The following is a 24,604-nucleotide window of genomic DNA, read 5'->3' as shown; positions in this document are numbered from 1 at the left end:
GACCAGCGGGTTGAGGGTGTCGCTGTTGTCGATGACGTAGTTGTTCGTCTTGTCCTGGCTCTGGCTGCCCTTGCCGTCCTTGGCGTCGACGATGGCCTACCCACGGTCTCGCTCTGTTACGGAGACCGGCACGCGTGTTCCAGGGAGGTGAACTTCGGGACCACCCGTGGCCGCTCGCCTACCGTCGAATAGCGCCGTACAATTGCTAGGACGTCCAACCAACGCACATCCAAGGACTCCCGTGAGCGAACCCCTCGTCCCGCAGCTCCACGTCCCGCAGCACCCGGTCCGGCTCGTGACGGCCGCGAGCCTGTTCGACGGTCACGACGCCTCGATCAACATCATGCGGCGCATCTTCATGGCGCAGGGCTGCGAGGTGATCCACCTCGGCCACAACCGCAGCGTGCAGGAGGTCGTCGACGCGGCCGTCGAGGAGGACGTCCAGGGCGTGGCCGTCAGTTCCTACCAGGGCGGCCACATCGAGTACTTCGAGTACCTCGTCGAGAGCCTGCGCGCCCGCGGCGCCGACCACGTGCAGGTCGTCGGTGGTGGCGGCGGGGTCATCGTGCACGACGAGATCGAGCGCCTGCGCGCCTCGGGCGTCACGATCTTCTCCCCCGAGGACGGTCAGCGCCTCGGCCTGCCCGGCATGGTCAACAGCGTCGTGCGCAGCATCGACGTCGACCTGTGGGAGCAGCACCCGGTCGACGCCGACGCGGTCGTGAGCGGCGACCGGGTCGCGGTCGCCCGCGCGATCACCGGCGCCGAGCTCGGCCGCCTCGACCTCGCCCCGCTGCGCGACGCCGCGAGCCGGCGGCACGTGCCCGTCCTCGGCATCACCGGCACCGGCGGCTCCGGCAAGTCCAGCCTCACCGACGAGCTCGTGCGCCGCCTGCGGGTCGACCAGCAGGACAAGCTGCGCGTCGCGGTCGTCGCCGTCGACCCCACCCGCCGCCGCGGCGGCGGAGCCCTGCTCGGCGACCGCATCCGGATGAACTCCCTCGACGGGGACCGGGTCTTCTTCCGCAGCCTCGCCACCCGCGGCGCCCACGAGCTGCCCGACCACCTCGGCGACGTCGTCACCGTGCTGAAGGCGGCCGGCTTCGACCTCGTGGTCATCGAGACGCCCGGCATCGGGCAGGGCGACGCCGCCGTGACGCCGTACGCCGACACCAGCCTCTACGTCATGACGCCGGAGTTCGGAGCGGCCAGCCAGCTCGAGAAGATCGACATGCTCGACTTCGCCGACGTCGTCGCGATCAACAAGTTCGAGCGCCGCGGCGCGGAGGACGCACTGCGCGACGTCGGCCGCCAGCTCGTGCGCAACCGCGAGGCGTTCGGCCAGCGACCCGAGGACATGCCGGTCTTCGGCACCAGCGCGGCGACGTTCCACGACGACGGCGTCACCGCGCTCTACCAGCACCTGCGCGGGCTGCTGGCCGAGCAGGGACTGCCGCTCGAGGCCGGCACCCTGCCGGCCGTCGACGTGCGGCACTCGAGCCGCATCCGCCAGGTCGTGCCCGCCGAGCGGGTGCGCTACCTCGCCGAGATCACCGAGACCGTCCGCGGCTACCACGCCCGCACGGAGGAGCTCGTCGAGCAGGCCCGGCGCGTGCAGCGGCTCGAGGCCGTCGGCGCCGAGCTCGCCGCGCTGCCCGGCGACCAGCAGGGCGCCGTGCCCGCCCTCCTCGCCAAGGCCCAGGACACCTTCGACCGCGAGACCCGCGACCAGCTCGAGGCGTGGCCCGCGCTGCGCCAGCAGGTCGCCGAGACCCCGGGCCGCGAGTCGCTCTCCGGCACGGTCGTGCCCCGCGTCGCGCTCCCGACGTACGCCGACCACGGCGAGCTCGTGCGCTTCTTCCGCCGCGAGCACCTGCCCGGGCACTTCCCCTTCACCGCCGGCGTCTTCCCACTCAAGCGCGAGGGCGAGGACCCGGCGCGGATGTTCGCCGGCGAGGGCGACCCGGCGCGCACCAACCGACGCTTCAAGCTGCTGAGCGCCGACACCGACGCCAAGCGGCTGAGCACGGCGTTCGACTCCGTGACCCTCTACGGCCGCGACCCCGACGAGCGTCCGGACGTCTACGGCAAGGTCGGCACGTCGGGGGTGAGCGTCGCGACGTTGGACGACATGAAGGTCCTCTACGACGGCTTCGACCTGCTGGCGCCGACCACCAGCGTGAGCATGACGATCAACGGCCCGGCGCCGACCGTCCTGGCGTTCTTCCTCAACACCGTCATCGACCAGGCGCGCGAGCGCGGCGTCGACCCCGACGAGGCGCTGCAGCGGGTGCGCGGCACCGTGCAGGCCGACATCCTCAAGGAGGACCAGGGCCAGAACACCTGCCTGTTCTCCACGGAGTTCTCGCTGCGCTGCATGGGCGACATCCAGGAGTGGTTCATCGAGAAGGGGATCCGCAACTTCTACTCCGTCTCGATCTCCGGCTACCACATCGCCGAGGCGGGGGCCAACCCCATCAGCCAGCTCGCCTTCACCCTGGCCAACGGCTTCACCTACGTCGAGTCCTACCTCGCCCGCGGCATGGACATCGACGACTTCGCGCCGAACTTGTCGTTCTTCTTCTCCAACGGCATGGACCCGGAGTACTCCGTCATCGGCCGCGTGGCCCGCCGGATCTGGGCGGTCGCCATGAAGGAGCGCTACGGCGCGAGCGAGCGCAGCCAGAAGCTGAAGTACCACGTCCAGACGAGCGGGCGGTCCCTGCACGCGCAGGAGATGGACTTCAACGACATCCGCACCACGCTGCAGGCCCTCATCGCGATCTACGACAACGCCAACAGCCTGCACACCAACGCCTACGACGAGGCGGTCACGACCCCGTCGACCGAGTCCGTACGCCGCGCGCTGGCGATCCAGCTGATCATCAACCGCGAGTGGGGCCTGGCGATGAACGAGAACCCGCTCCAGGGGTCGTTCGTCATCGACGAGCTCACTGACCTCGTCGAGGAGGCCGTGCTGCGCGAGTTCGACGCGATCAACGAGCGCGGCGGCGTGCTCGGGGCGATGGAGACCGGATACCAGCGCGGGCGCATCCAGGACGAGTCGATGCTCTACGAGCACCGCAAGCACGACGGCTCGCTGCCCATCATCGGCGTCAACACCTTCCGCCGTCCGGACGGGGAGGGCGACGGCACCCCCGACCACGTCGAGCTGGCCCGCGGCACCGACGCCGAGAAGCGCTCGCAGCTCGACCGCGTCCACGCCTTCCAGCGCGCGCACCGGGACGAGGCCACGGCGGCCCTCGCGCGGCTCAAGGAGGCCGCCACCTCGGGCGAGAACGTCTTCGCCGTGCTCATGGACGCCGCCCGCGTCTGCACCCTCGGCCAGGTCACCGAGGCCTTCTTCGAGGTCGGCGGCGCCTACCGTCGCAACGTGTGAGGCCCCTCGAGCGCGTCGTCAGCCTGGTCCCGAGCATCACGGAGGCGCTGGCGTCCGTACGCCGCGACGCGGTCGTGGGCGCCACCGACTGGTGCACCCACCCGGCCGACCTCGACACCACCCTCGAGGCCCGCGTGCGCGGCACCAAGAACCCCGACCTCGCGGCGATCCGGGCCCTTCGCCCCGACGTGGTGATCGCCAACCAGGAGGAGAACCGCGAGCTCGACGTGCGCCGGCTTCGCGAGTCGGGGGTGCGCGTCGAGGTCACCCGGATCGAGACGGTGCCGGAGGCGGTCGCGACCTTCGAGCACCTCCTCGACGACGTGCTCGGCTGGGAGCGCCCGGCCTGGCTCGCCGAGGCCGAGCGGCTCTGGTGCGGGCCGCTGCCGCCGGTGCGGCACCGGGTCGCGATCGCGATCTGGCGCGACCCGTGGATGGTCGTCGGCGAGCCGACGTTCACCAGCGACCTGGCCCGCCGCCTTGGCTGGGAGAACGTCGTGGCCGGCGCGGGTCTCGACGGCCGCTACCCCCGGGTCGAGCCCGAGCAGCTCGCGGAGCTCGGCGCCGAGGTCGTCGTGCTGCCCGACGAGCCCTACGTCTTCACCGCCGACGACGGTCCCGAGGCGTTCGAGGGCCTGCCCGTCGCGCTCGTCGAGGGGCGGCTGCTGACGTGGTACGGCCCGTCGCTGGCGCACGCGGGAGAGCTCGTCTGGGCCGTCGACCGGGCCATCGACCGGGCGGCCGGCGTACACCCACAGGGGTGGCCCCAGGACGGGAACGTTTCCAGATAGCCCGTTCGGGCTATTTCGGTGGCCGGTGCGGCACCAGATCCCCAGTCCCCCTGCGGACCCACCCCGACTACCCGAGACTGACGAACGTGACGACGTTGGAGGACGTCGGGCACGCGTCCTGGAGGGGTCGCGCGCCCCTGGTGGTCGCCGGAACGATCCCGGTGGCCATCGCCCTGTCCCTGCCCTGGCGCGCCGAAGCCCTCCCGCCCGTGCCGGGCTTCCCCGGCCTGTGGCTCGCGCTCGTCCTCGTCTGCGACCTGCTGACCGTCTCGCTGCTGCTCAGCCAGTACCGCGCCGGCGGCTCGCCCCGGCTGCTGCCCCTGTCGTGGGCGTTCCTGTGGTCGGCGGGGATGGCCGTGCAGATCGCCATCGCCACCCCCGGCCTGCTGAGCGACGAGCCACTCTTCGCCGGCGACCCCAACAGCCTCGCGTGGCTCTGGATCGCACGGCACGTGATGCCGCCGCTCTTCATCGCCACCGCGCTCGCCCCGTGGCCCGCCGGGCTGGAGGAGCACTGCGCCGCACGCACGGACCGCGTGGTGCGCTCGCTCCTCGCGTGGGTCACCGTCGCGATGGCCTTCACCGGCGTCGGGCTCCTGGTGGGTCTCGCCCCCGACCTGCTCCCCCCCGTCGTCGGGGCCTCCGGGCGCCTCACCACCGCGGCAGGCACCACGATGCTCGTCGTCAACGCCGGGTTCGTCGCCGCGTCGGTCTGGGGCGTCGCGAAGCGCCGCACCCGCAACGGCCTCGAGGCGTGGGCGCTCGTCGCGGCGGTCGCCTTCGCCGGCGACGTGTGGCTGGTGATGCTGGCCGAGGAGCGCTGGACCGTCACCTCCTACGCCACCAAGCTGCTCGGGCTCGCCGCCTCGGCGTTCGTGGCCGCCGCCGTGCTGCGCGACGCCAGCCGGCTCCACGCCGACACCGTCGCCATGGCGGCCCGACTCACCGAGCAGAACGCCGAGCTCCTCGAGGCCCAGCGGCTGCGCGACCACCTCACCGCCGTGGTCAGCCACGACCTGCGCACCCCGCTCGCCGGCCTCCAGGGCTACCTCGAGCTCCTCGGCGACGACGGCCTCGACAGTCCCCTCGCTCAGCGGATGCTCGAGCGCTCCCACATGCTGACCCGCCGGCTGACGCTGCTCACCGAGGACCTCCTCGCCGCGGCGACCCTCGAGCACGGCGACCTCGTCGTCAGCCCCGAGCACCTCGACCTCGGCGAGCAGCTCGCGCTGTGCGCCAGCGGCTTCCCCGACCTCGAGGTCCGCGTCGAGTGCCGCCCCGACCTCGCGGCGTACGCCGACCCGCTGCGGCTGCAGCAGGTGCTGGCCAACCTCGTGCGCAACGCCCAGAAGCACGGCGCCGAGCCCGTCATCATCAGCGCCTCCCCGGTGCACAGCGCCGGGGGCGGCGGTGTCGTCATCGAGGTCGCCGACGCGGGCGAGGGTGTGCCGGAGGAGTTCGTGCCGCGGCTCTTCGAGCGCTACACCCAGGGCCCGCGCACCGCCACCGGCGGCTCGGGCCTCGGTCTCTCGGTGGTGCGCGACCTCGTCGAGGCCCACGACGGCACGATCCGCTACGACGCCTCGCGCAACGCCTTCGCGGTCACACTGCCGCTCGCGCCCGAGGGCAGCAGCGCCACCGCCCCGGTCGCCTCGCCGTTCAGCGCAGCCAGCGCCCCAACAGGGTGGACCCGGACACGAGCAGGTGCGCCGAGCGCATCGTGAGGTCGACCGGGTCGCCGACGGCGATCCGCGGGTGGTCGCCGGCCAGCAGGCGCGGCACCCAGGTCAGGTCGAGCTCGTCGACGACGTCGGCCGCCAGCAGGTCGCGCAGCAGAGAGGGACCACCCTCGGCGAGCAGGTCGCCGAGGCCCCGCTCCCCCAGCTCGCGCTTGAGCCGCGGGAGGTCGACCTCGTCCTCGCCGACCACCAGCACGTGCTCGGCCCCCAGCAGCTCCCGCGCCTCGTCGAGGTGCTCGGCCCCCGCCGTGGTCGCGAGCAGCACCCGGCCCGGCTCCTCCCCGCGCAGCCCCTCGGGCACCGAGGCCCGGCGGGTGACCAGCACGAGCGGCTTCGACAGGTCGGCGTAGCCCTCGTCGCGAGCCGTACCCGCCCCCACCACCACCGCGTCGCAGAGCGCCCGCAGCGCGGCGAAGACGCGGTGGTCCGGCTCGTTGTTGAGCCCGCCGCTGCGCCCGTCCGCGCCGGTCGCAGCGCCGTCGAGGGAGCTGATCATGTTGACCCGCAGCCACGGCGCCGCGTCGGCGGGAGGCGCGTAGAGGGCGGCGAGCTCCTCGTCACCCAGGTCGTCCAGCTGCCGCACGTCCGTCGACTCCACGCTCACGCTCCCCACCCCATGACCCAGTACTGCACGCCGTAGGGCGCGTCGTCGTAGTCGACCTGCGCCTCACCCAGGTCGCCGAGCGACCCCAGCCGCGCGATGCCCTCCACGCTCGCCCACAGCTCCTCGGCGAGCCGGGCGTCGAACTCCGGCCACCCCGCCCGCAGCGAGGCCCCCAGGCCCGCGTCGAACGCCTCCGCCCGCTCGTCGAAGGCCCCCGGCGCCTTGTCCGTCCGCTTCGCCGAGCCGTTGCCGACGACGAGGTACGCCGGACCGCCGGCACCGCTGGTCGAGCAGCGAGCGCTGGCGAGCGTCGTCGAGACCGTCGGTGGTTGAGGAAGGACGAAGTCCTGTCTCGAAACCACCTCGAGCAACGACGCCCCGACCCGCGCCCCCTGCTCATCACCGACGAGGGTCACGTCGGACCCGAGCCAGGCGACGGCGGCGAGCGCGGCGGCGCGCAGCTCGGCGACGGGGTCCTCGCGCCCGGCGTACTCCGGCAGGAGCGCGAGCGTCCCTGGCACGAGCACGACCCTGCTCACTGCAGCACTCATTGCAACCCTCTGATCGCGCGCTTCGGCAGCAGCCGCCCCGCGATGACGTTGACCATGTCGACGGTCAGCCGGGTCTCGACGACCTCGTGTACGCGGTAGATCCGGGCGCCGGCGAGCGCGGCGACCGAGGTGGCGGCGAGCGTGCCGACCAGCCGCTCCCCCACCGGCAGGTCGAGCGACTCCCCGACGAAGTCCTTGTTCGACAGCGACACCAGCACCGGCCAGCCCGTCTCGACCATCTCGCCGAGGCGGCGGGTGAGCTCGAGGGAGTGGAAGGTGTTCTTGCCGAAGTCGTGGGCCGGGTCGATCACGATGCCTTCGCGGGGCACGCCGGCCGCCAGCGCTCGCTCGGCGTAGGCCACCGTGTCGTCGATCGCGGAGCGCACGACGTCGTCGTACTCGACGCGGTAGGGACGCGTGCGCGGGGTGGCCCCGCCGGTGTGCGTGCAGATGATCCCGGCACCGTGGGCGGCGGCGACGTCGACCAGCTCGGGGTCGGCCCCGCCCCACGCGTCGTTGAGCACGTCTGCGCCGGCCGCGCAGACCGCGTCACCGACCTCCGCGCGCCAGGTGTCGACCGAGATCACCAGCTGCGGGAACGCCTCACGCACCCGCGCCACGAAGTCGACGACCCGCGACTTCTCCTCGGCGGCGTCGATCTCGACGCCCGGCGCAGCCTTGATGCCTCCGATGTCGACGATCTCCGCACCCTGCCCGGCGACCAGCGCCACCCGCTCGAAGGCCTTGTCCTCGGCCCAGGTCGCGCCCTTGTCGTAGAACGAGTCGGGGGTGCGGTTGACGATCGCCATCATCAGCGTCGCCTCGTCCGCGAACTCGTGCGTCCGCAGCCGCAACGTCACGCCTTCTCCTCCTCCGTGCCCACCGACACCGCCGGCGGACGGTCCCCCCGCTCGTCGAGCAGTACCCCTTCGGGCGAGTCGGTGGTCGCCTGGTCGGTGGTTGAGGAAGGACGAAGTCCTGTCTCGAAACCACTTTCGCCCCCGGTGGTTGAGGAAGGACGAAGTCCTGTCGGCCCGGTGGTTGAGGAAGGACGAAGTCCTGTCTCAAAACCACCCGCCCGCGCGAACGCCGCCGCCATGATCTGCTCCGCCATCCCGGACAGGTCACGCAGGGCCTGGTGCCGGTGCGCTCGGGTGCCGAGGTCGACCTGCGCGATCGCCTCGAGCCCGTGCGCCCGCACGGTGTCGACGAGCGAGGCCAGCTCCACGGCGTACGACGTCGGCACCGACAGCGTCTGCCACAGCGAGCGCCGTACGGCCCACTCGCCCGCGAGCGGCTGGTGCAGCCCGGCCAGGTCGGGGAACAGCAGCCGGATCAGCGGCCGCGCGACCAGCTCGGTCACCCGCCCGCCCTCGAACGGCACCGCGCTCGACCCGCTGCCCAGTGGGCGCTCGTAGAACCCCTTGACCAGCTGCACCTCGGGCCGGGTCAGCAGGGGGCCGAGCAGTCCCGGCACGAAGTGGGTGTCCCAGTCGAGCAGGTCGGCGTCCATGAAGACGAGCAGCTCGCCGCGCGTGACGAACTGCGCCTTCCACATCGCCTCGCCCTTGCCGGGCACGGTCCCGAGGTCGGGCCGGATCTCGGCGGCGCGGTGCACCACCGCGCCCGCGTCGGTGGCGACGTCGTACGTCGCGTCGGTGGAGTCGGAGTCGATGACCACGATCTCGTCGAGCAGCGCGACCGTGTCGACCAGCGCGCTCCGCACGCGGCTGACGACGTCACCGACGGTCGCGGCCTCGTTGCGGGCCGGCACGACCAGGCTCACGACCCGCTCGCCCTTCACCTCGACGAGCTCCTCGAGCGACCAGTCCCGCCAGTGGTGGGTGCTCACGCCGCTCACCCCTGGAGGCTAGCGACCGGACCGAACACGGGACCCTACCCCTGGCATTTCCAGAATGGCGGGAGTGGGCCTCGGGCGGCCTTCGATCGAGGTCGCTCGGCACGAGTCCGTCCCCTCGGACAACAGCAGGTTGGCGGTATCTCCCGACATGGCTCTCATCGAGACGCTCGGCTCGGAAGCCGCGCTGAACAGATCCGGGCGCTCCTCCCCGATTGCTCGGGGATGTGGTCCTCACATGCGGCGCTTCTCAACGTGGCCACGGATGTCCCTCCACTCGCACTTCTCGCCCAACGTGCGTGGGGGTCAGACGCCTGCGCCCGGGACCTGTGAAGAGGCCGGGAGACAACCGCTGCTCCTGGCATGCAGATACCGATCTCGGCGCCCTGCCCGGACAGGCTCCGGAGCCTTACGCTCAGTCCTACCTCCCACCGCCAGCCTCGCGGAGTAAAGCGCCGGTTTGTCTTGACGCCGCGGTTCGGCGTGGCCGACCTCGTCACCGTGCGCTGCAGGAAGATCGAGCGGTGTGGCAGGCTGTCCGGCGTTATGCCTCGCTGGTGCGACGACGCACTCGGGCGGGCTGATCGAGCCGTCGGGCCGACCCGACGATCGATTCTTCCCGGGGAGGCCTCGACTCCACCACTAGAACGTCACGGAGGCCTCGGATGACCGGAAACGAGGACGCGCTGGGCCTGTCCCAGCGACTCTCCCAAATCGCGACAGATGCCCTCACGTCTGTCCTCGCACCGGGTGAGCCCGTCGCGCTCGTGGACTTCCCGTATTCCGACAACTTTGGCGACGCTGCCATCTGGCAAGGGCAGAACGTCCTGCTCAACACCCTCGGGCACACACGTCGATACGTGTGCGACATCGGCCGCTACGACCCGGACGACCTGCGACGTATGCATCCTGAGGGTCCCATCCTCCTCCACGGCGGGGGGAACTTCGGCGACTACTGGCCCGAGCACCAAGAACTACGCGAACGCGTCCTGCGTGACTTCCCGGACCGAGTCATCGTGCAATTGCCCCAATCCGTCGGCTTCCGCGACTCGCGCGAACGCGCTCGCGTAGCGTCCGCCATGGGCGACCACCGCGCCTTCACTCTGCTCGCCCGCGATCGTTCAAGCCTGCAACAGGGCGAGGACATGGGCCTACGGACTCGTCTCTGCCCTGATTCGGCTACCCACATGGGCCCGCTGCCGACAACGGCCGGGCCGACTCGAGATTTGCAAGTCCTAGCTCGCACCGATCACGAGAGTGGGGGACTACGCGAACTGGTCTCCCGCGGGCGCCACCAGTCGGCCCTCACCGAGTGGGCATTCGACCAGAGGGGCCGACGCGTATGGACCGCCGCCAAGGCTGGGCCCCGGGTGGCGCGTCGACTACCTGGGCAACCCAGCAGCGCCCGGTCTCGCTGGCAGCCGGTGCTGTCACGTACGTACGACCTGATGGCGAAGACGTGCGTCGACGCAGCTGTCCGGCAGTTGAGCGGGACCCGTGTCCTAGTGACCGACCGTCTCCACGCCCACGTCATCGCCACCCTCATGGGAATTCCCAACATTGTGGTCGACAACAATTACGGGAAGGTTCGCACGATCTTCGACGCGTTCACGCATACGAGCGCTGTCGCGAAATTGGCAGGATCACCGGCGGAGGCCATGACAATGGCTGAGGACCTCATTGCATCAGGAGATGGTGCTTGACCTTGCCTTCGCGTCTCGGCTGGCGGCCGCTGAACGGGCCCAGTGCGTCGGCCTGTCGGGGCTCTGGGCACGAGGTTTAGAGGTGACGTGCCTTCGTCAGTTGGGACAGTCGAAGCGCTTCAGGGACAGGCTGTGGAGCCTCGCGAAGTCGAGCCCATGTGCGAGGCGATGTGGACGGGAGGAGTCGTCCGCAGCAGGTCGTGGCGACAGCCCAGGCGCCACGTACGAACGACAGTGACGCGGACGGAGAACAAGCTGGCGGCCCGAGAGTCCGGCCGTGCGTGTTGCTGGCTACTCTCTCGGGGGTTTTCACCATCGTTCGGCGAGCACACCGTGCCCGAAGTCCCCGATCCACTCAGCCTGTCGACCGCTCAGCCCGCCCAGATCTCCTGGAACGCCGCCGGCCGCTGCCCGACCCGCTGCTCGCGCAACTCGAACCCCGCCCACGGCCCCGACAACGACTGCACCCGCGGATCGGTCACCGAGGTGACCACGCCCGTCGGGTCCGTGAGCCACAGCGCCGCGCCCTTGCGCACGAGGTCGAACGTCGCCCCTCTCCCCTGCGCCTGCCACGAACCCGTGGCCAGCACCGCTTCACGACCCTGGGCGTCGAGGGCGACGAGCTTCCACCGCCCGGGCGAGGCGACGAGCCGCATCCCGGTGCGCGGCACGGCCGTCCCGGAGGCCTCGAGCACCGAGGTGTGCCACGCGGTGAGGGCGACCGACCCGGAGTGGTTGGGGGCGAACAGCACCCGCGCGCCGAGGCGTCGTACGTCGGAGCCGCCGGTCCACTTCTCGAGCCAGCTCACCGTGCCCGGGCCCTCGGGGTCGCCGTGCACCATGAGCCGGTCGACGACGCCGAGGGAGTAGGCCATCCGGCCCGTCTCGCGGAACCCCGCGCCGACCGGCCACGGGTCGCCCGCGCCGAAGTCGGCCCGCAGCGTCGTGCGCACCGTCGGCACCTCGGACGCCGGCACCGTCGGGGCCGCGCTGGGGCCGGGCGACGTCGGATCCGCGGAGGGCGCCGGCTCGGCGGACGTCGTGGTCGTGCTGGGCGACATCGTGGCCGCACTCGGGCTCAGCCCACTGGTGTCGGTGGCGACGGCCTGCGGCTGGTAGGCGGGGTCCTCGGCCTGGTCGGGCCGGGTGTAGCGGAACGCCGCGATGGCGACGGCGGCGATGAGCACGACGTTCAGCAGGACGACAGCCTTGCTCCAGGCGACCTTGTCGACACCGCCGTGCACGGGCCCGTCAGGCCTCTCGTCGGCGTCGCGCGAAGCCCCCGCCACCTGGTCCCCCTCCGGTGCCTGCTGCCGGTCCCCTGACCTGCGCGTCTCGGCCTCCGGCATCATCACCCGGTTCCGAAGGCCCCACAACCGGTTCCGAGGATCCCACCTCGTGGACCGCAGCGCGTGATCCTGGCCACTCGGTGGTCCAGGCCGCTCGTGGGCCGAACGGATGAAGATCCCCCATTCCAAGCGGAATTACAAGGGTTTGGTTGGATCGATCCAGGGGCTTACGGTAGTGAGCAGGTTCGGTTTGACTTCTGGCGGTTACGCAGGAGACATCTTCCGGCCCTAGCGTCCAAGTCATGGGAACACGCACACGTTCAACGGGGGGACAAATGCGTGGAGAACTGAGCGCGCCGTGGCGCGCTGAAGCACCGTCAGGTCCAGAGGCCGTACCGGCCCGGGCGAGGCGCGGCATCGGCTACCTGCCGAGGGCGGCGCTCGTGCTCGACGTCGTCGCGATGGCGCTCGTCGCCGTCACCGCCCTGGCCCTGCGCTTCGGCTTCGGCTGGTTCGCCTCGGCGCTCGACGTCGGACGGCCCATCGGGCTCGTGACGCCGCTGATCCTGCTGGGCTGGGTCGCGATCATCGCGGCGCTCGGCGGCTACCGTGAGCGGCTCTTCGGTGCGGGCATCGAGGAGTACAAGATCGTCCTCAACGCCAGCCTGCTCGCTGCCGGCCTCACCGCCGTGGCGTCGTACCTCACGAACTTCGAGCTGTCGCGCGGCTTCTACCTGTTGACGTTCATCCTCGGCCCGGTCGTCCTGGTGCTGCAGCGCGCGCTGCTGCGTCGCGCGCTCCACCGCGCCCGCCGCGCCGGCACCGCGTGCCACGACGTGATCATCGCCGGCGCCCCGGCCAACGTCGACGAGATCTCCCGGGTGCTGAGCCGCGAGTCGTGGCTCGGCTACCGCGTCCACGGCGCCATCGTCCCGGCGTCCTACGCCGCCGTGGAGACCGCCTCGGGTGTGCCTGTCCTCGGCACCACCGACGACGCCATCGAGGTCCTGACCGAGGCCAACGCCGACATCGTCTTCGTCGCCGGCGGCGCCCTCGACGGCCCCGACCAGATGCGCGAGCTCGTCTACGACCTCGAGCACCGCCAGATCCAGGTCATCGTGGCCCCCAGCGTCACCGACGTCGCCCGCGAGCGCATCCGCGTCCGCCCCGTCGGCGGACTGCCGCTGGTCCACATCGACCCGCCGCGCCACACCCTCGCCGCGCGCCGCGCCAAGCGGGTCTTCGACGTCGCGGTCACGTCCGCGATCCTGCTGCTCGCCGCGCCCACCATGCTGGCGATCGCCACCTGGGTGAAGCTGCACGACCGCGGCCCCGTCTTCTTCCGCCAGACCCGGACCGGGCGCCACGGCGAGGAGTTCTCCTGCCTGAAGTTCCGCACTATGGTGACCGACGCCGAGGCCCGCCTCGCCCGGCTCCAGGCCGAGCAGGGTTTCGAGGGCGGTCTCTTCAAGATGAAGGACGACCCGCGCATCACCAGCCCCGGCAAGCTCCTGCGCCGCCTCTCGCTCGACGAGCTCCCGCAGCTGCTCAACGTCCTGCGCGGTGACATGAGCCTGGTCGGCCCCCGTCCGCCGCTGCCTTCCGAGGTCGCGACGTACGACCGGCTGACGCAGCGCCGCCTCAAGGTCCGCCCCGGCCTCACCGGCCTCTGGCAGGTCTCTGGTCGCTCCGACCTGACGTGGGAGGAGTCGGTCCGTCTCGACCTCTACTACGTCGACAACTGGTCGATGCTCCAGGACCTCACAATCCTGTCCCGCACCGCCGGCGCTGTCCTCGCCTCGCGCGGCGCCTACTGACGTCGGAGCCCGGTGCTCACGCGTCGGGCTCCTACGGTCGGTTGACGGCTGTGCCGGGGCTCGGGTCGAGAACGAGGCCGGCACCCAGGCACCCGGCGCCGTACGGCGTGCACCCGAGGCGCCGCGCCACGACGAGCGTCCACAGCAGAGAGAACACTCCCCAGACCGCTGCCGCCACGATGACCCACGTCACAAGACGAGTGTGGCCTAGACCGGACGCCGTGGGAATGACTGGCGCGCGTGAAAGTTCTGTCAATCCCAGTGCGGTGGGCCCGCGACCGCCGCCCCGGGTCGTGGGCCCGCGGTGGGGTGGGTCAGCGAGAGGCGTGTGACTCGACGGCAGCCTGCACCTGAGAGCCGGTCGACGCGGTTTGCGCAACCATGGAGGCCAGGGCCGTAGCGAGAGCGTCCCGGCGGCTCGGCAGCTCGGCCGTCAGCGTGTCGAGGGACTGCACCAACCGGTCGCGAGAGATGTCGGCGATGTCGACGACCACGTCCGCCAGTCCCAGCTGCTTCATCACCTCGTGGGTCTTGAACTCGTAGGCCACGGGCAGGACGGGCGTGCCGGCGTCGAGAGCCAGGATTGAGGCGTGCAGGCGGGTGCACACCACCAGGTCGAAGGTGCCGTAGGAGTCCTTGAGGTCGCGCACCGAGTGGTAAGAGTCGTCCACCGTCACCTGGTCTCGCACCCCCTCGGGCAGGCGGCCGACGATCGAGACAGCGACCTCGGAGTCGTCGGTCCAGTACTCCGGGACGCCCTGACAGGTGCTGAGGAAGGTCACGGACGCGCCCCGCGCGCACAGTTCCTCCGCGAGGCCGGCGATCGCCTCCTCGTAGCGCACCTGCCCGGCGGCGCGCTCTGCCTCGGTGCCCCCGTAGAAGAGACGGCAGTCGCGGACGCTGATGGCGATTCGCGCCCCACTCGACGGGACCTCCCCCGACTGCCGGAGTCGGTCCACGTCCCCCGGCTCGGCCAGGGCGAAGACGATGTCGGGCACCACTCGAACGCTCGAGGTGTCGGCGTCGATGTCCCGGAGGTGGCTCAGCGACCGCTCGTCACGGAGGAGGGTCAGGTCGACCGACTTCATCAGGCGCCTCATCAACCGCTTGTTCTCGGCCTTGCCGAACGGGCCGACAGACTGCGGGAGGAGCACCACGGGTCGTCCAAGGAGTGAGGAGAGCTCGATCTCGAACAGCTTGCTCTTCAGCGAGTACTTCTCGATCAGCGAGGTTCCGCCCGTGTAGGCCACCACCTCGGCTCTCGCCATCGAGCTCAACTGGGCTGCCTCGTCGCCGGTGAGCATGGCGCGAGCAGCTCTCTCACCGGCTGTCCGCCACAGCCGCGCAGCGGTGCGAACGCGGACCCGGTTCAGGCGCCGCATCGCCTCCCGGTGTTTCCCCGGCCCCGCGGGCCTGTTGACCACGTTGCCGGTAGGCGGCAGCACCTCGCACCGAGGGAAGGTGCGGCGCGCCACGGTGGGAGCGTTGTCGTGGAGAACGGCGACGTGACCCGGGTAAGCCCTGTCGAGCGCCGCGATCTGGGCCTCCATGATCGCTGCGTCGCCCCCGTTGGAGACGACGGCACCGAGGTACACCACACGGGTCATGGGCTCAACCTAACGGAGGTGGTCTCCTCACGCGGAGGTCGCGGGACCGGCCTGTAGCGGCCGTCACGCGGGGTCAGCCTCTCGGGCTTCCTCGGTCGAGCGGGCCCGGCCGCCCCGTCGCTTCCTCGATCCGATCAGTTCTCTGATCGCACGTTGCTCGAGCGGCCAGATCAGACCCAGGTAGACCACGCCGCCCGTCGCCACCTGACCAGCGAGGGTCACAGCCGCCGGCTGGTCGCTCAGGAGGAGACCGACGCCGTACGCAGCCGCACCCATGAGGGCGGCGGCGAGAGCGATGCGCCAGAGCGGGAGGACGAGATCGCGCCACCGGACCTCCAACCTGCGCATGAGCGGTGGCAGGTTGATCGCCAGTGAGACCGGCGCCCGGGTAAGCACCGCCGCGGCGACCCCCAGGGCGCCCCACTGCGCGCCCACCAGGATGAGCGAGATGGCAGCGACAGCCGCGACCATGCTCAGACGGAACTGCAGCGCCGTCTCGCCCATGGCCTGGTAGAGCGGGCTCGCGTTGGCGCTCACGAGCAGGAACGGGATCGTTCCGGACAGCACGACCAGGAGCGGCACGACGGCTGACCACTGGTCGCCGTAGAGGACCTGCACGGCGGCTGGCGCGCTCACCGCCAGCCCCACCCCGAGAGGCAGACCGAGCAACCACGCTGCATGGACCAGTCGCAGCCACGCTCGCCTGAGGCGCGGCGGGTCCTGGACCATGCTCGCGAACGCCGGGAAGAACACCCGCGAGAGCGCCCCTGCGGTCTGCTGGACCGGCAGCATCATGAGGTTCACCGCGCGGCCGTAGTAGCCCACGGCCGTGACGTCGACGAAGCGTCCGAGGACGAAACGGTCTGCTGAACCGGCGGCGTAGTTGACGATGTTGAAGCCTGTGAGACCGCCCCCGAACGCCCACAGGGAGCGTGCCGCCGCTCTGGACGGCTTCGCGGTCGGCCACCAGCGCACGGCGTTCTGCACCTGGATGACCGAGACGAGACGCGATGCGATGGGCCCGAGGACCAGGCTCACCGCTCCGAGACCGAGCAGCGCCGCTCCGAGCGTCGTCAGCACGCCGGCCGTCGCCGTCACGAACGTCATCTTCCCAATGCGCTTGAACTGCAGCGCGCGCTGCATCAGCGCGACGTGCACGGCGTTCAGCGACAGGACGAAGGTGAGGCTCGACAACATGATCAGACCGGAGAGCTCGGGCTCTCCGTAGAAGCGTGCAACAGGCACCGCGACAGCGCAGACGATGAGCGCCATCACGATTCCCGTGGCGAGGTTCATCCAGAACGCGGTCGACAGCAGACGGTTGTCGAGACGCGGCGCCTGGATCACGGCTCCTGGGATCCCCATGTCGATGAAGATCGCTGCGAAGCCAGCAACGATCGCGACGAGAGCAGCCTGCCCGTACGCCTCGGGCCCGAGTACCCGCGCCAGGATCGCGGTGGCGGCGAGCTGCAGGACCTGTTCGAACACGCGGGTCCCGGCATTCCACGCGACACCTCGCCGGACCTGCGTCGAGAGCGTGCCTTGGCTGAGCTGTCCGCGAAGGGCTGGGTTCTCCACCTCGGGTTCGAGCTCGATGAGCGCATCGACCGCGACCTCAGGAGCACCACCCGCCGTCCGCCCGGACCCGGTCACCGGCCAGCCTCGAGATCGTCCCAGACGCGCAGCATCGCCTGCGCCGAGGTCTCGAGCGAGGCCGTGCGCACGACCCGGTCGCGACCCGCGAGACCCCGTCGTGCGGCTTCGGCCGGGTCGGAGAGGAGTTCGTGGAGCGCGGACGCCAGCGCGTCGGGGTCCTCGCTGGGCACCAGCCAGCCCACGTGCTCGTCGACGGACTCCGGGATGCCGGCGACCTCGGTCGAGATGACCGGACGTCCGCGCACCATCGCCTCGCGCAGCGACACGGGCATCGCGTCACTGTCTCCGTTGGGGAGACGACGGCATGCGAGGACGAAACCTCCGGCGCGGACCACCCGTCCGAGCACCTCGTCGTTGGGAAGGGAGCCCGCGAAGACGACCCGCTCCCCCAGTCCGAGACGCACTGTCTGAGCCTCGAGGGCCTCGCGCTCGGGGCCGTCCCCGACGATCTCGAGAACCGCCCCGTCGTGACGATCGGCGACCTGGGAGAACGCCCCGAGCAGGACGTCGAAGCCCTTCTTCTCCACGAGCCGACCCACCGAGACCACTCGACGGTGGTCGGCGACAGGCTCCACCGCGACGTCGGTGTCCACTCCGCAGGGGATGACGCTGACTTTCGAGTCAGGAACACCGAGAGCCGTCAGGTGGGGGACGTTGGACCGGCACACGGTGACCACCCGGGCCATACCCGCGAGGCGCTGCGCGAGCCGCCGAGAGGGCATGAAGATGTCCGCGGCGTGCGTCGTGATGGTCGCGGGGACCCCGAGCAGGGCTGCGACGTAGAGCGCCGGGACGATCGCACGCCATCCGAAGTGCGTGTGCACGACCCTCGTGTCGAGGCCGGCGAGTCGGCGAGCCGTGGTCGGGACACCCCGGAGCAGCAGTGCGGGCTCTGCCGCGGTGCACAGACGGATCGCGGCCAGCAGGCGCAGCACCGCGCGCGGCCTTCGAGCCCACCACAGCGCATCCCGCAGCGCCTCGGACCAGGAGACCTCCGGCATGGCGTGATAGGGGCCCGACCACTCGAGGGGGATGGACTCGCGGTCCCCTCTGCCCATGCTCGACACGTCGACCGCGACGCCTGCCCGGCGCAGGGAGAAGACCTCGTTGCGAACGAAGGTCTGCGACAGCACGGGGTAGCCGCTCACGACGTAGGAGACGGTGCCCTCAGCACCAGCGCGGCTGCTCACGCTCTTATCGTGACAGTCTTCTCGCCATGCTCCGAGCCCTGCCGCGTCTCGTGACCGCTCTCACCAACATCCTGGACCCCCTGCTGTGGCTGCACCTACTGAAGGTGGTCAACGCCCACGGGTACGCCCATGCCCGACAGAGGCGTCGACTCACGGCGGGACCGGGGCTCGCCATGGCGCCTTCGGTCAGTCTCCGCAACGCGGAGCGGATCAGCATCGGTGAACGCGGTCACATCGGAGAACGCTGCTCCCTCTGGGCCGGGGACGGCTCTAGCCGCATCGTCCTCGGCGACCACGTGCTCCTCGCACCGGAGGTGTTCATCACGGCCAGCAACTACGGCACCCGGTGGGGGACCCCGGTGATGGACCAGGACAAGATCGAGAGCGACGTCCACATCGGCGACGGCTGCTGGCTGGGCGCGAAGGTGGTGGTGCTCCCCGGAGTCACCCTCGGCGAGGGAGTGGTCGTTGGGGCGGCATCGACGGTGACTCGGGACCTTCCGGCGGGCAGCATCTGCGTCGGCACCCCGGCACGTGTCGTGGGTTGGCGTGAGGACTTCCCAGCAGAGCGCCGCATCAGCTGACGGCAGCCTCCACCACGGGGGCGAGGCGCGCGTCCCAGGAGATCTGAGCGATGACCTCGGCCCGCTCGGCCGGGCCGTGCACACCCGCCGCCAGAGCGGCCCGCACCGCTCCGGCCCACTCCCCCCGGGTGGTGCAGCGCCAGACGCGGTCGCCGCCATCGGCCACCGGCGGAAGATCGGTGGCCACCACGGGGAGACCTGCGGCGAGGTACTCGTACATCTTGAGCGGGGACATGGCGCGGGTCATCGGGGTGTCGTGATGGGGGATGAGCCCAACAGATCCCCCGGACACGACCCGCACAAGGTCCTCCTGCTTCAGCGGGCCGAGCACCTCGACACCAGCCATCTCCTGCAGTTCGCGCCGCATCTCCTCATCGGCGATCACCCCAGCCACAAGGATCCTGGGCACCACTTTCAGGACCTCGGCGAGCAGGGTGAGGTCCACGCGTCGCTCGACCGTGCCGGCGTAGACCGCATAAGGCACCTCTGGACGCTCCACCACGCGCTCGGGCGACCACAGCTGAGCGTCGATGCCGTTGGGCAGCGTGCGCGCGAGACCGGGCGCAATCCGGGAGGCGAGCTCGTCCGAGACTGCGAAGACGGCATCGCAGCGGTCGGCCAGCTGCTCGTACGCCCTCCGGTAGGCCGGCCACCACGGCTTCTTCCTGGGAGCCGAGGCGAAGTCGTCTCGACAGACGAAGACACGGCGGCCGATCCACGGGGCGTCCGCGAATGCGGCGACGAAGGGGTTGTAGGTCACCAGAGCAGCCTCATCACCCGATCGCAGACCAAGCACGCGCCCAGACCATCGGCTGTAGCGGGCGTACTCGCGTTCGAGCACCCTCACCTCGGTCGGCTCTCCCCGTCGGAGGCGGCGCGGTCGCAACCGAGTCACCAGACGATCAGCGACCTCCACCTGCTCAGTACTGCTGAGCCCACGGCGTCTGATCACCGCTGAGGGCCAGGAACGCCACGCGTCGACGACGGCTAGGCGAGTGACCTCCGGACTCTGGGCAAGAGCGAGCAGCCCGCGGTCGGGTGGTCTGCAGAACTCCCGGCGGACGACGTCGTCGAACGTCTCGAGTGACAGCGTGAACACCACGTCCGCGCCCATCAGGCACCACCGTTCGTCGAGAGGCCAGCGTCGCCCCGAGACTAGGCGCTCGGCGCGACGCTGGCGGACTCGGCGCCATGCCCTAGAGGGGTCAGCGAGCCGAGGACGACTTCGTCTTGGGCACGTCGACCGTGACCGGCAGGCCGGTGGTGTTCACGACGTTCCCCCGTCCGATGGGGACTCGGACCGGAGAAATCACCGGGCCGTACCGGCTGTCCGTGCCGAAGATGTTGTCGCGGACCTCGAGAGCGGACGCCGTGATGCTCCCGCTGACGTTGAGCGAGTAGTTGCCGCCGTCGAGGAAGTTGCCGGTGATCGTCACGTTGCGGGAGAGCTTGGTCCCAGCCTCGCTCCCCAGCATGATCGCCGCATTCCCGAGGTCACCTGTCGTGTAGTTGCGGGGGTTGAGAGTGTTGTCACGGATGACGACGTTCTGCGCCGAGATGCCCTGCACCGCGTCGGGGTGGCCGCTGCCGAGGCGCGTGAGGTCGTGCACCCAGCTGTCCTCGATCAGGATGTCGTTGCCGATGCGGATGCCGTCGTTGACGTTCGAGACCTCGACGCGACGGATCACGGCGCTGGAGGCCTCGATGCCGATGTCGGTCGTGCCGGTGCCGTTGACCTCACTGTCCGTGATGAGCAACCCTTTCGCCCCTGACGTCATGCGCACCGCACGGGCCCTCGAAGGGTTGGTGCACGTGATGCGCGTGTTCTTGACCGTCACGTTGTTCGCTTGGACCGTCAGACAACCCTGGATGTCGAGCCCGTCGATCACCGTGCCGGGCTTGGTCACCACGAGGGACCCGCTGGGCGATAGCGCAACCCCCGCCGGGACACCGGTGTTGTCGGGTCCAGGCTTCCCGGTGGTGTTCACGGCCACTGGGGAGACCGCAGGAGGGGGCGTCACCACGGTGAAGTACTTCCAGATGGTGCGGAAGGCCTTCTTGTCGACGACGATCTTCGCCTTCAGCTGCGCCGAGCCGGGGGTCGTGAGCTGCACCGGAACGGAAGCGACCCAGTAGCCATCGCGCTGGTCCAGGGTCGTGTCGACCCCTACCGGCTGGTCCCCCAAGAAGAACTGCACCTCACGAGCCGGCGTGCTCGACCACGCCTCCATGTCGACCGTCCCGACGGGAATTTGGAGACCGTTCAGTCCACTTCCCGCATAGCGGAGCTGGTCCGCCGGGGCCGCGGTGGCGGACGCTACAGCCGCACCGGTGAGGGCCACCGCAACGGCGAGCGCCGCGATCAATCGGTGGGTCTTGCGTAGGGTCTTGATGAGCACGACAGCGCCTCCGTGAGTTGGGGTTGACGGTGAGGCCGCTGCGACGACAGAACCCCCGGGGTGGGGCTTGCGCGCCCCGCCCGATCCGACATCCACAATTTAGAAACAATCGATCCACGTCGGAGTAAGACATCGCAACATCCCCCATACGGACGATTGCCGGTCTGGACAGCTGCGCCCGTGTCCCGTCGGAGGGTGCAGAGAGTCCGACGACTCGGCGGGGCGGGTCGCTACATGCCCGGGGGGCCCGAGCGCGCAGGACGAGCCAGGCGAGGCACGTCACCTAGGATGGAGCAGTGCGGGGGATGAGAGGTGGCTCTCTCTCGACGATCTGGCGGAGCTGGATCATCATCGGCCTGCTCGTCACGAGCCTCACTGCGTGCAGCGACCTGGGCAGGGAGCTGGGCGGCGGCATCGTGAGCGAGATCCCCGCTACTCCCAGCCCCGTCGAGACTGTCGCCGGCCCTACGAACACCGGCGTCCCCGCCGGCGTCACTCTCGAGCCAAGCGGGTCGTTGATGATCAGTGAAGAGGGTGCCGTCGTTCAGGGTCTCGACATCAGGGGCTGCGTGATCATCGCCGCTGACGACGTCACGCTCAAGCAGAGCCGAGTCAGGTGCGAAGACCCGGACGCGAAGCGTGCGATCACGACCTCCGGTGAGGTGTCTGGCACGGTGATCGAGGATGTAGAGGTCGACGGAGGCGGCGTCGTCGACATCGGCGTCGATGTGAGTCGCTCGCGGCTCTCGCGCCTGAACGTCCACAGCGTCAACGACGGAGTCCGCATGGGCAGCTCGATCCTGCTCGAGGACAGCTGGGTGCACGACCTTGCGCGCTCAGGGTCGCTCCACCCCGATGCAGTGCAGGGCATCTCATCCAACGACGTGGTGATCCGAGGCAACACGCTCGACCCGCGCGACACCGGAGGATCGGACCTGGGCAACGCGGCGATCATGCTCGGCAGCGAGTCGGCGCCGTACACGTCGCGCAATGTGGTGATCGAGGACAACCTGCTCGACGGTGGCAATTACAGCCTGAACATCCGCGGCGACATCGACGCGGAGGACTTCGTCATCCGCGACAACACCTTCGGCGACGGCAGCAGATACGGCCCAATCATCTCACCCGAGTCAGTTCCAATAGGTACGGGCAACACGACAGCGAGAACGGGGTTGATCGTTAAGATCGACCGCCCCTGATGGCTGTGAAGTCTGGTCTCACTACGATGCGTCCTGTTGGAGACACGGTCCAGGGGAAGAGCGCCGATGACTGACCTCGATGTGATGCTGATCACGCACACCAGAGCGGCATACACGGCTCTGTCGTTGCCCCGTCTCCTCGAGACGTGCCCAGAGGGCAGCCGCGTCTGGGTATGGCACAACGGCACGGATCGGGAAGTCCTCGACGTCATTGCCGCCCACGAGGACCACCCGCGTTTGCACCGGGTCCACCGTTCCGAGGAGAACGTCGGACTGCGACCCGCGATGAATTGGCTGTGGACTGAGGCCCGGGGCACGTATCTCTCAAAAGTAGACGACGACTCCCTCATGGAGCCTGGCTGGGTAGAGCACCTCACCCGCGCGCTCAGTGCCTCGCCGACGTTCGGCGTCCTGGGCAGCTGGCGGTTCCTCCCGGAGGACTGGGACGAGGAACTCGCCAGACCCAAGGTCGAGACGATGCACGGGGTCACCCTGCTGCGCAACCATTGGGTCCAAGGCAGCGGGCACATGTTCCGCCGCTCCCTGGTCGACGAGGTCGGCACGCTGCAGCCGGGCCAGAGCTTCCCGTCTTGGTGCATCCGGGTGGCTCAACGCGGATACGTCAACGGCTGGCCCATGCCCATGGTCCGCGAAGAGCACATGGACGACCCCCGCCACCCGCTGACGGCCTTCCGCAACGAGGCTGCCTACCAAGAAGCGAGGCCCCTCTCGGCCCTCCACACCGGAGCCACCACCCTGGCCGAGTGGCTGGAGCAGACCAAGCAGGACGCAAGGTCAGTCCAGGCTGCTTCACTCGACCTGCGCCGCTTCAGCGGATGGCGCCGCAAGCTGACCCATGGTCGTCGCAGACTCAGGAAGGCGCTGACGGGGAAGAACGCGTGGACGTGACGGGCATCGTCGCGTGAACCGCTCCACCCACCGTCCGTCGCGCGCCATCGACGTCCAGGTGCTTCTCGGTGGCGACCGGGACGTCAAGGACTGGCAGCGCCGGCACACGTCGGGCGAGGTGCCCGACGCTTTCCCCTACGGACTCGATCGGCTCAGCGAACACGGGCTGGTCGTTCGCGGGACGCGCCTGCGCACGCGGTCGCCCCGGAAACTCCGGGGCGCCTTGCGACGTCTCGGCGGTGGGTTGGATTGGACCTTCGGCGCGCTCGTGGAAGCCGACGCAGAGGTTGTTCTAGCGTGGGACGAGCGCGTGGGTGTGCCCGCCGTGCTGATGCAGCGCAACCCGCCCCCGGTGGTGGGCAACGTGATCTGGTGCACCGATTCCGTGCCGAACCGGCCACTGCGCGACGCCGTATCCAAGGGTCTGCGGCGTATGCACGGTGTGTTCGTGCTCAGTTCTGGCCAAGTGCCGATTCTGCGTGAGGCATATGGCGTGGATCCGCGGCGCACCGTCGTCGTACCGTTCGGCGTCGACGGCGACTTCTTCACACCTGGTGATCAGTCCGAGGTCGATCCCGAGCTCGTTGTGAGCGTAGGCAATGATCGCGATCGCGACTTCCCTACTGTGCTGCGCGCCTTCCGATCGGTACGCGACACCCGGCCCTCGTCCCGTCTCGTCATTGTCTCCAAGACCATCTCGCAGCACGAGGCGGACGCCGTTCCCGGAGTCACAGTCGTGCCTCACCTTTCCCACTCGGAGCTTCGGGACCTTGTGAGGCGTGCGGCGGTCACCATCACTTTGACCCGCCCCAACCTGCACGTCTCCGGCATCACAGCGGTCCTCGAGACCATCGCCATGGGGCGCCCAGCGATCACGACAGACACCCCGGGGATGAGTGACTACGTGCACGCCGAGGGCGGGATCTTCACGGTGCCGCCGGGAGACCACGCCGCAGCTGCGCAGATGTGCTCCGCGCTGCTGGACGACCCCGACCGAGCCTCGGCGGTGGGGAGGGCCGGTCGAAGGACCCTGGAGCGGCACTTCACTACTGAGCGGCAGGCCGCTCGTCTCGCGCCACTCCTGCAGGACGCAGTTGCCACCGGCTGACACGCCCGCGAGAGTTGGCCTCTTCAACACCTCGAGCCTCTCAACGCACCCCGGCGAGGTCCTGCACGCGAAGAGCTGCTCTGGGTGCTCAGCGGTCGGCTGCACGACGACACCGAATTCCTTGAGGTCGTCGTCCGACACAGCGTGCGGCAGTCGAGCGGGGAAGCATGGCGTCGGAGCGCAGATGTCGGGGCTGAGGC

At 70.0% G+C, this 24,604-nt stretch carries 19 protein-coding genes; 9 read left to right on the top strand and 10 right to left on the bottom strand.

Translation table 11 applies throughout. The annotated features are described in order from the left end of the window. Window positions 1-241 precede the first annotated feature (241 nt). The 3 genes from icmF (at window position 242) to GRQ65_RS10460 (ending at window position 5,915) form a co-directional block, all read left to right on the top strand. On the top strand, window positions 242-3,400 hold the full coding sequence (icmF, locus tag GRQ65_RS10470; protein ID WP_160877887.1) for a fused isobutyryl-CoA mutase/GTPase IcmF: 3,159 nt from the start codon (window positions 242-244) through the stop codon (window positions 3,398-3,400). Further along, the gene (locus GRQ65_RS10465) at window positions 3,397-4,191 is read left to right on the top strand and encodes a helical backbone metal receptor (RefSeq protein WP_337191622.1); all 795 of its coding nucleotides are present in this window, start codon (window positions 3,397-3,399) and stop codon (window positions 4,189-4,191) included. Before icmF ends, GRQ65_RS10465 begins: the two co-directional genes overlap by 4 nt. An 86-nt stretch (window positions 4,192-4,277) precedes the next feature. Next, window positions 4,278-5,915 (top strand): ATP-binding protein, encoded by a 1,638-nt coding sequence (locus GRQ65_RS10460; protein WP_160877886.1) that lies wholly within the window; start codon window positions 4,278-4,280, stop codon window positions 5,913-5,915. Here the strand turns inward: GRQ65_RS10460 and GRQ65_RS10455 are convergent. The 4 genes from GRQ65_RS10455 to GRQ65_RS10440 are packed head-to-tail and all read right to left on the bottom strand — an operon-like array spanning window position 5,851 to window position 8,946. Continuing rightward, window positions 5,851-6,534, bottom strand: a complete 684-nt coding sequence (locus GRQ65_RS10455; protein ID WP_337191621.1) for a dihydrofolate reductase family protein — start codon at window positions 6,532-6,534, stop codon at window positions 5,851-5,853. The two genes, GRQ65_RS10460 and GRQ65_RS10455, sit on opposite strands and share 65 nt — an antisense overlap. Beyond that, window positions 6,531-7,055, bottom strand: a complete 525-nt coding sequence (locus tag GRQ65_RS10450; protein WP_337191620.1) for a class III extradiol ring-cleavage dioxygenase family protein — start codon at window positions 7,053-7,055, stop codon at window positions 6,531-6,533. The genes GRQ65_RS10455 and GRQ65_RS10450 overlap by 4 nt, the downstream gene beginning before the upstream one ends. A gap of 26 nt (window positions 7,056-7,081) precedes the next feature. Next, complete coding sequence (gene folP / locus GRQ65_RS10445) at window positions 7,082-7,945, bottom strand: dihydropteroate synthase (protein ID WP_337191619.1); 864 nt, start codon at window positions 7,943-7,945, stop codon at window positions 7,082-7,084. Then, window positions 7,942-8,946, bottom strand: a complete 1,005-nt coding sequence (locus GRQ65_RS10440; protein ID WP_337191618.1) for a glucosyl-3-phosphoglycerate synthase — start codon at window positions 8,944-8,946, stop codon at window positions 7,942-7,944. The genes folP and GRQ65_RS10440 overlap by 4 nt, the downstream gene beginning before the upstream one ends. 662 nt (window positions 8,947-9,608) lie before the next feature. Here GRQ65_RS10440 and GRQ65_RS10435 point away from each other — a divergent pair. Then, the gene (locus GRQ65_RS10435; protein ID WP_160877884.1) at window positions 9,609-10,646 is read left to right on the top strand and encodes a polysaccharide pyruvyl transferase family protein; all 1,038 of its coding nucleotides are present in this window, start codon (window positions 9,609-9,611) and stop codon (window positions 10,644-10,646) included. A gap of 371 nt (window positions 10,647-11,017) precedes the next feature. Here the strand turns inward: GRQ65_RS10435 and GRQ65_RS10430 are convergent, their stop codons facing one another. Then, window positions 11,018-11,935 (bottom strand): hypothetical protein, encoded by a 918-nt coding sequence (locus GRQ65_RS10430; RefSeq protein ID WP_160877883.1) that lies wholly within the window; start codon window positions 11,933-11,935, stop codon window positions 11,018-11,020. A 443-nt stretch (window positions 11,936-12,378) separates the two neighbouring features. Between GRQ65_RS10430 and GRQ65_RS10425 the strand changes: the two genes are divergently transcribed. Next, window positions 12,379-13,752 (top strand): exopolysaccharide biosynthesis polyprenyl glycosylphosphotransferase, encoded by a 1,374-nt coding sequence (locus GRQ65_RS10425; RefSeq protein WP_202387882.1) that lies wholly within the window; start codon window positions 12,379-12,381, stop codon window positions 13,750-13,752. A 314-nt stretch (window positions 13,753-14,066) separates the two neighbouring features. Here the strand turns inward: GRQ65_RS10425 and GRQ65_RS10420 are convergent, their stop codons facing one another. The 3 genes from GRQ65_RS10420 to GRQ65_RS10410 form a co-directional block, all read right to left on the bottom strand. Next, complete coding sequence (locus GRQ65_RS10420; protein WP_160877882.1) at window positions 14,067-15,359, bottom strand: polysaccharide pyruvyl transferase family protein; 1,293 nt, start codon at window positions 15,357-15,359, stop codon at window positions 14,067-14,069. A gap of 63 nt (window positions 15,360-15,422) precedes the next feature. Further along, on the bottom strand, window positions 15,423-17,012 hold the full coding sequence (locus tag GRQ65_RS10415) for an oligosaccharide flippase family protein (protein ID WP_160877881.1): 1,590 nt from the start codon (window positions 17,010-17,012) through the stop codon (window positions 15,423-15,425). After that, the gene (locus GRQ65_RS10410; RefSeq protein ID WP_160877880.1) at window positions 17,009-18,205 is read right to left on the bottom strand and encodes a glycosyltransferase; all 1,197 of its coding nucleotides are present in this window, start codon (window positions 18,203-18,205) and stop codon (window positions 17,009-17,011) included. The genes GRQ65_RS10415 and GRQ65_RS10410 overlap by 4 nt, the downstream gene beginning before the upstream one ends. Window positions 18,206-18,231: 26 nt before the next feature. Between GRQ65_RS10410 and GRQ65_RS10405 the strand changes: the two genes are divergently transcribed. Further along, the gene (locus GRQ65_RS10405; protein ID WP_160877879.1) at window positions 18,232-18,789 is read left to right on the top strand and encodes an acyltransferase; all 558 of its coding nucleotides are present in this window, start codon (window positions 18,232-18,234) and stop codon (window positions 18,787-18,789) included. Here GRQ65_RS10405 and GRQ65_RS10400 read toward each other — a convergent pair. Both GRQ65_RS10400 and GRQ65_RS10395 read right to left on the bottom strand, forming a co-directional pair. After that, complete coding sequence (locus tag GRQ65_RS10400) at window positions 18,782-19,903, bottom strand: glycosyltransferase (protein ID WP_160877878.1); 1,122 nt, start codon at window positions 19,901-19,903, stop codon at window positions 18,782-18,784. The two genes, GRQ65_RS10405 and GRQ65_RS10400, sit on opposite strands and share 8 nt — an antisense overlap. 91 nt (window positions 19,904-19,994) lie before the next feature. Continuing rightward, entirely contained in the window at window positions 19,995-21,188 is a 1,194-nt protein-coding gene (locus tag GRQ65_RS10395) for a right-handed parallel beta-helix repeat-containing protein (RefSeq protein ID WP_160877877.1), read from the bottom strand. A gap of 296 nt (window positions 21,189-21,484) precedes the next feature. On the opposite strand from GRQ65_RS10395, the gene GRQ65_RS10390 reads away from it, so the two are divergent. The 3 genes from GRQ65_RS10390 to GRQ65_RS23995 all read left to right on the top strand — a co-directional run bounded on the left by GRQ65_RS10390 (window position 21,485) and on the right by GRQ65_RS23995 (window position 24,404). Further along, the gene (locus tag GRQ65_RS10390; protein WP_160877876.1) at window positions 21,485-22,387 is read left to right on the top strand and encodes a right-handed parallel beta-helix repeat-containing protein; all 903 of its coding nucleotides are present in this window, start codon (window positions 21,485-21,487) and stop codon (window positions 22,385-22,387) included. Window positions 22,388-22,453: 66 nt separating this feature from the next. After that, window positions 22,454-23,296: a glycosyltransferase family 2 protein gene (locus GRQ65_RS10385; protein WP_160877875.1), complete on the top strand. Its 843-nt coding sequence runs from the start codon at window positions 22,454-22,456 to the stop codon at window positions 23,294-23,296. 13 nt (window positions 23,297-23,309) lie between these two features. Then, complete coding sequence (locus GRQ65_RS23995; protein ID WP_160877873.1) at window positions 23,310-24,404, top strand: glycosyltransferase; 1,095 nt, start codon at window positions 23,310-23,312, stop codon at window positions 24,402-24,404. Window positions 24,405-24,604 lie beyond the last annotated feature (200 nt).

This window comes from Nocardioides flavescens, from assembly GCF_009823805.1.
In the GTDB taxonomy this organism is placed as follows: Bacteria; Actinomycetota; Actinomycetes; order Propionibacteriales; family Nocardioidaceae; genus Nocardioides; species Nocardioides flavescens.
This window is presented reverse-complemented; position numbering and strand designations above follow the sequence as displayed.

Coding starts and splice junctions, on each gene's coding strand:
- GRQ65_RS10385 (WP_160877875.1), top strand. CDS start 22,454: ATGACTGACCTCGATGTGATGCTGATCACGCACACCAGAGCGGCATAC.
- GRQ65_RS10435 (WP_160877884.1), top strand. CDS start 9,609: ATGACCGGAAACGAGGACGCGCTGGGCCTGTCCCAGCGACTCTCCCAA.
- GRQ65_RS10420 (WP_160877882.1), bottom strand. CDS start 15,359: ATGACCCGTGTGGTGTACCTCGGTGCCGTCGTCTCCAACGGGGGCGAC.
- GRQ65_RS10405 (WP_160877879.1), top strand. CDS start 18,232: ATGCTCCGAGCCCTGCCGCGTCTCGTGACCGCTCTCACCAACATCCTG.
- GRQ65_RS10400 (WP_160877878.1), bottom strand. CDS start 19,903: ATGGGCGCGGACGTGGTGTTCACGCTGTCACTCGAGACGTTCGACGAC.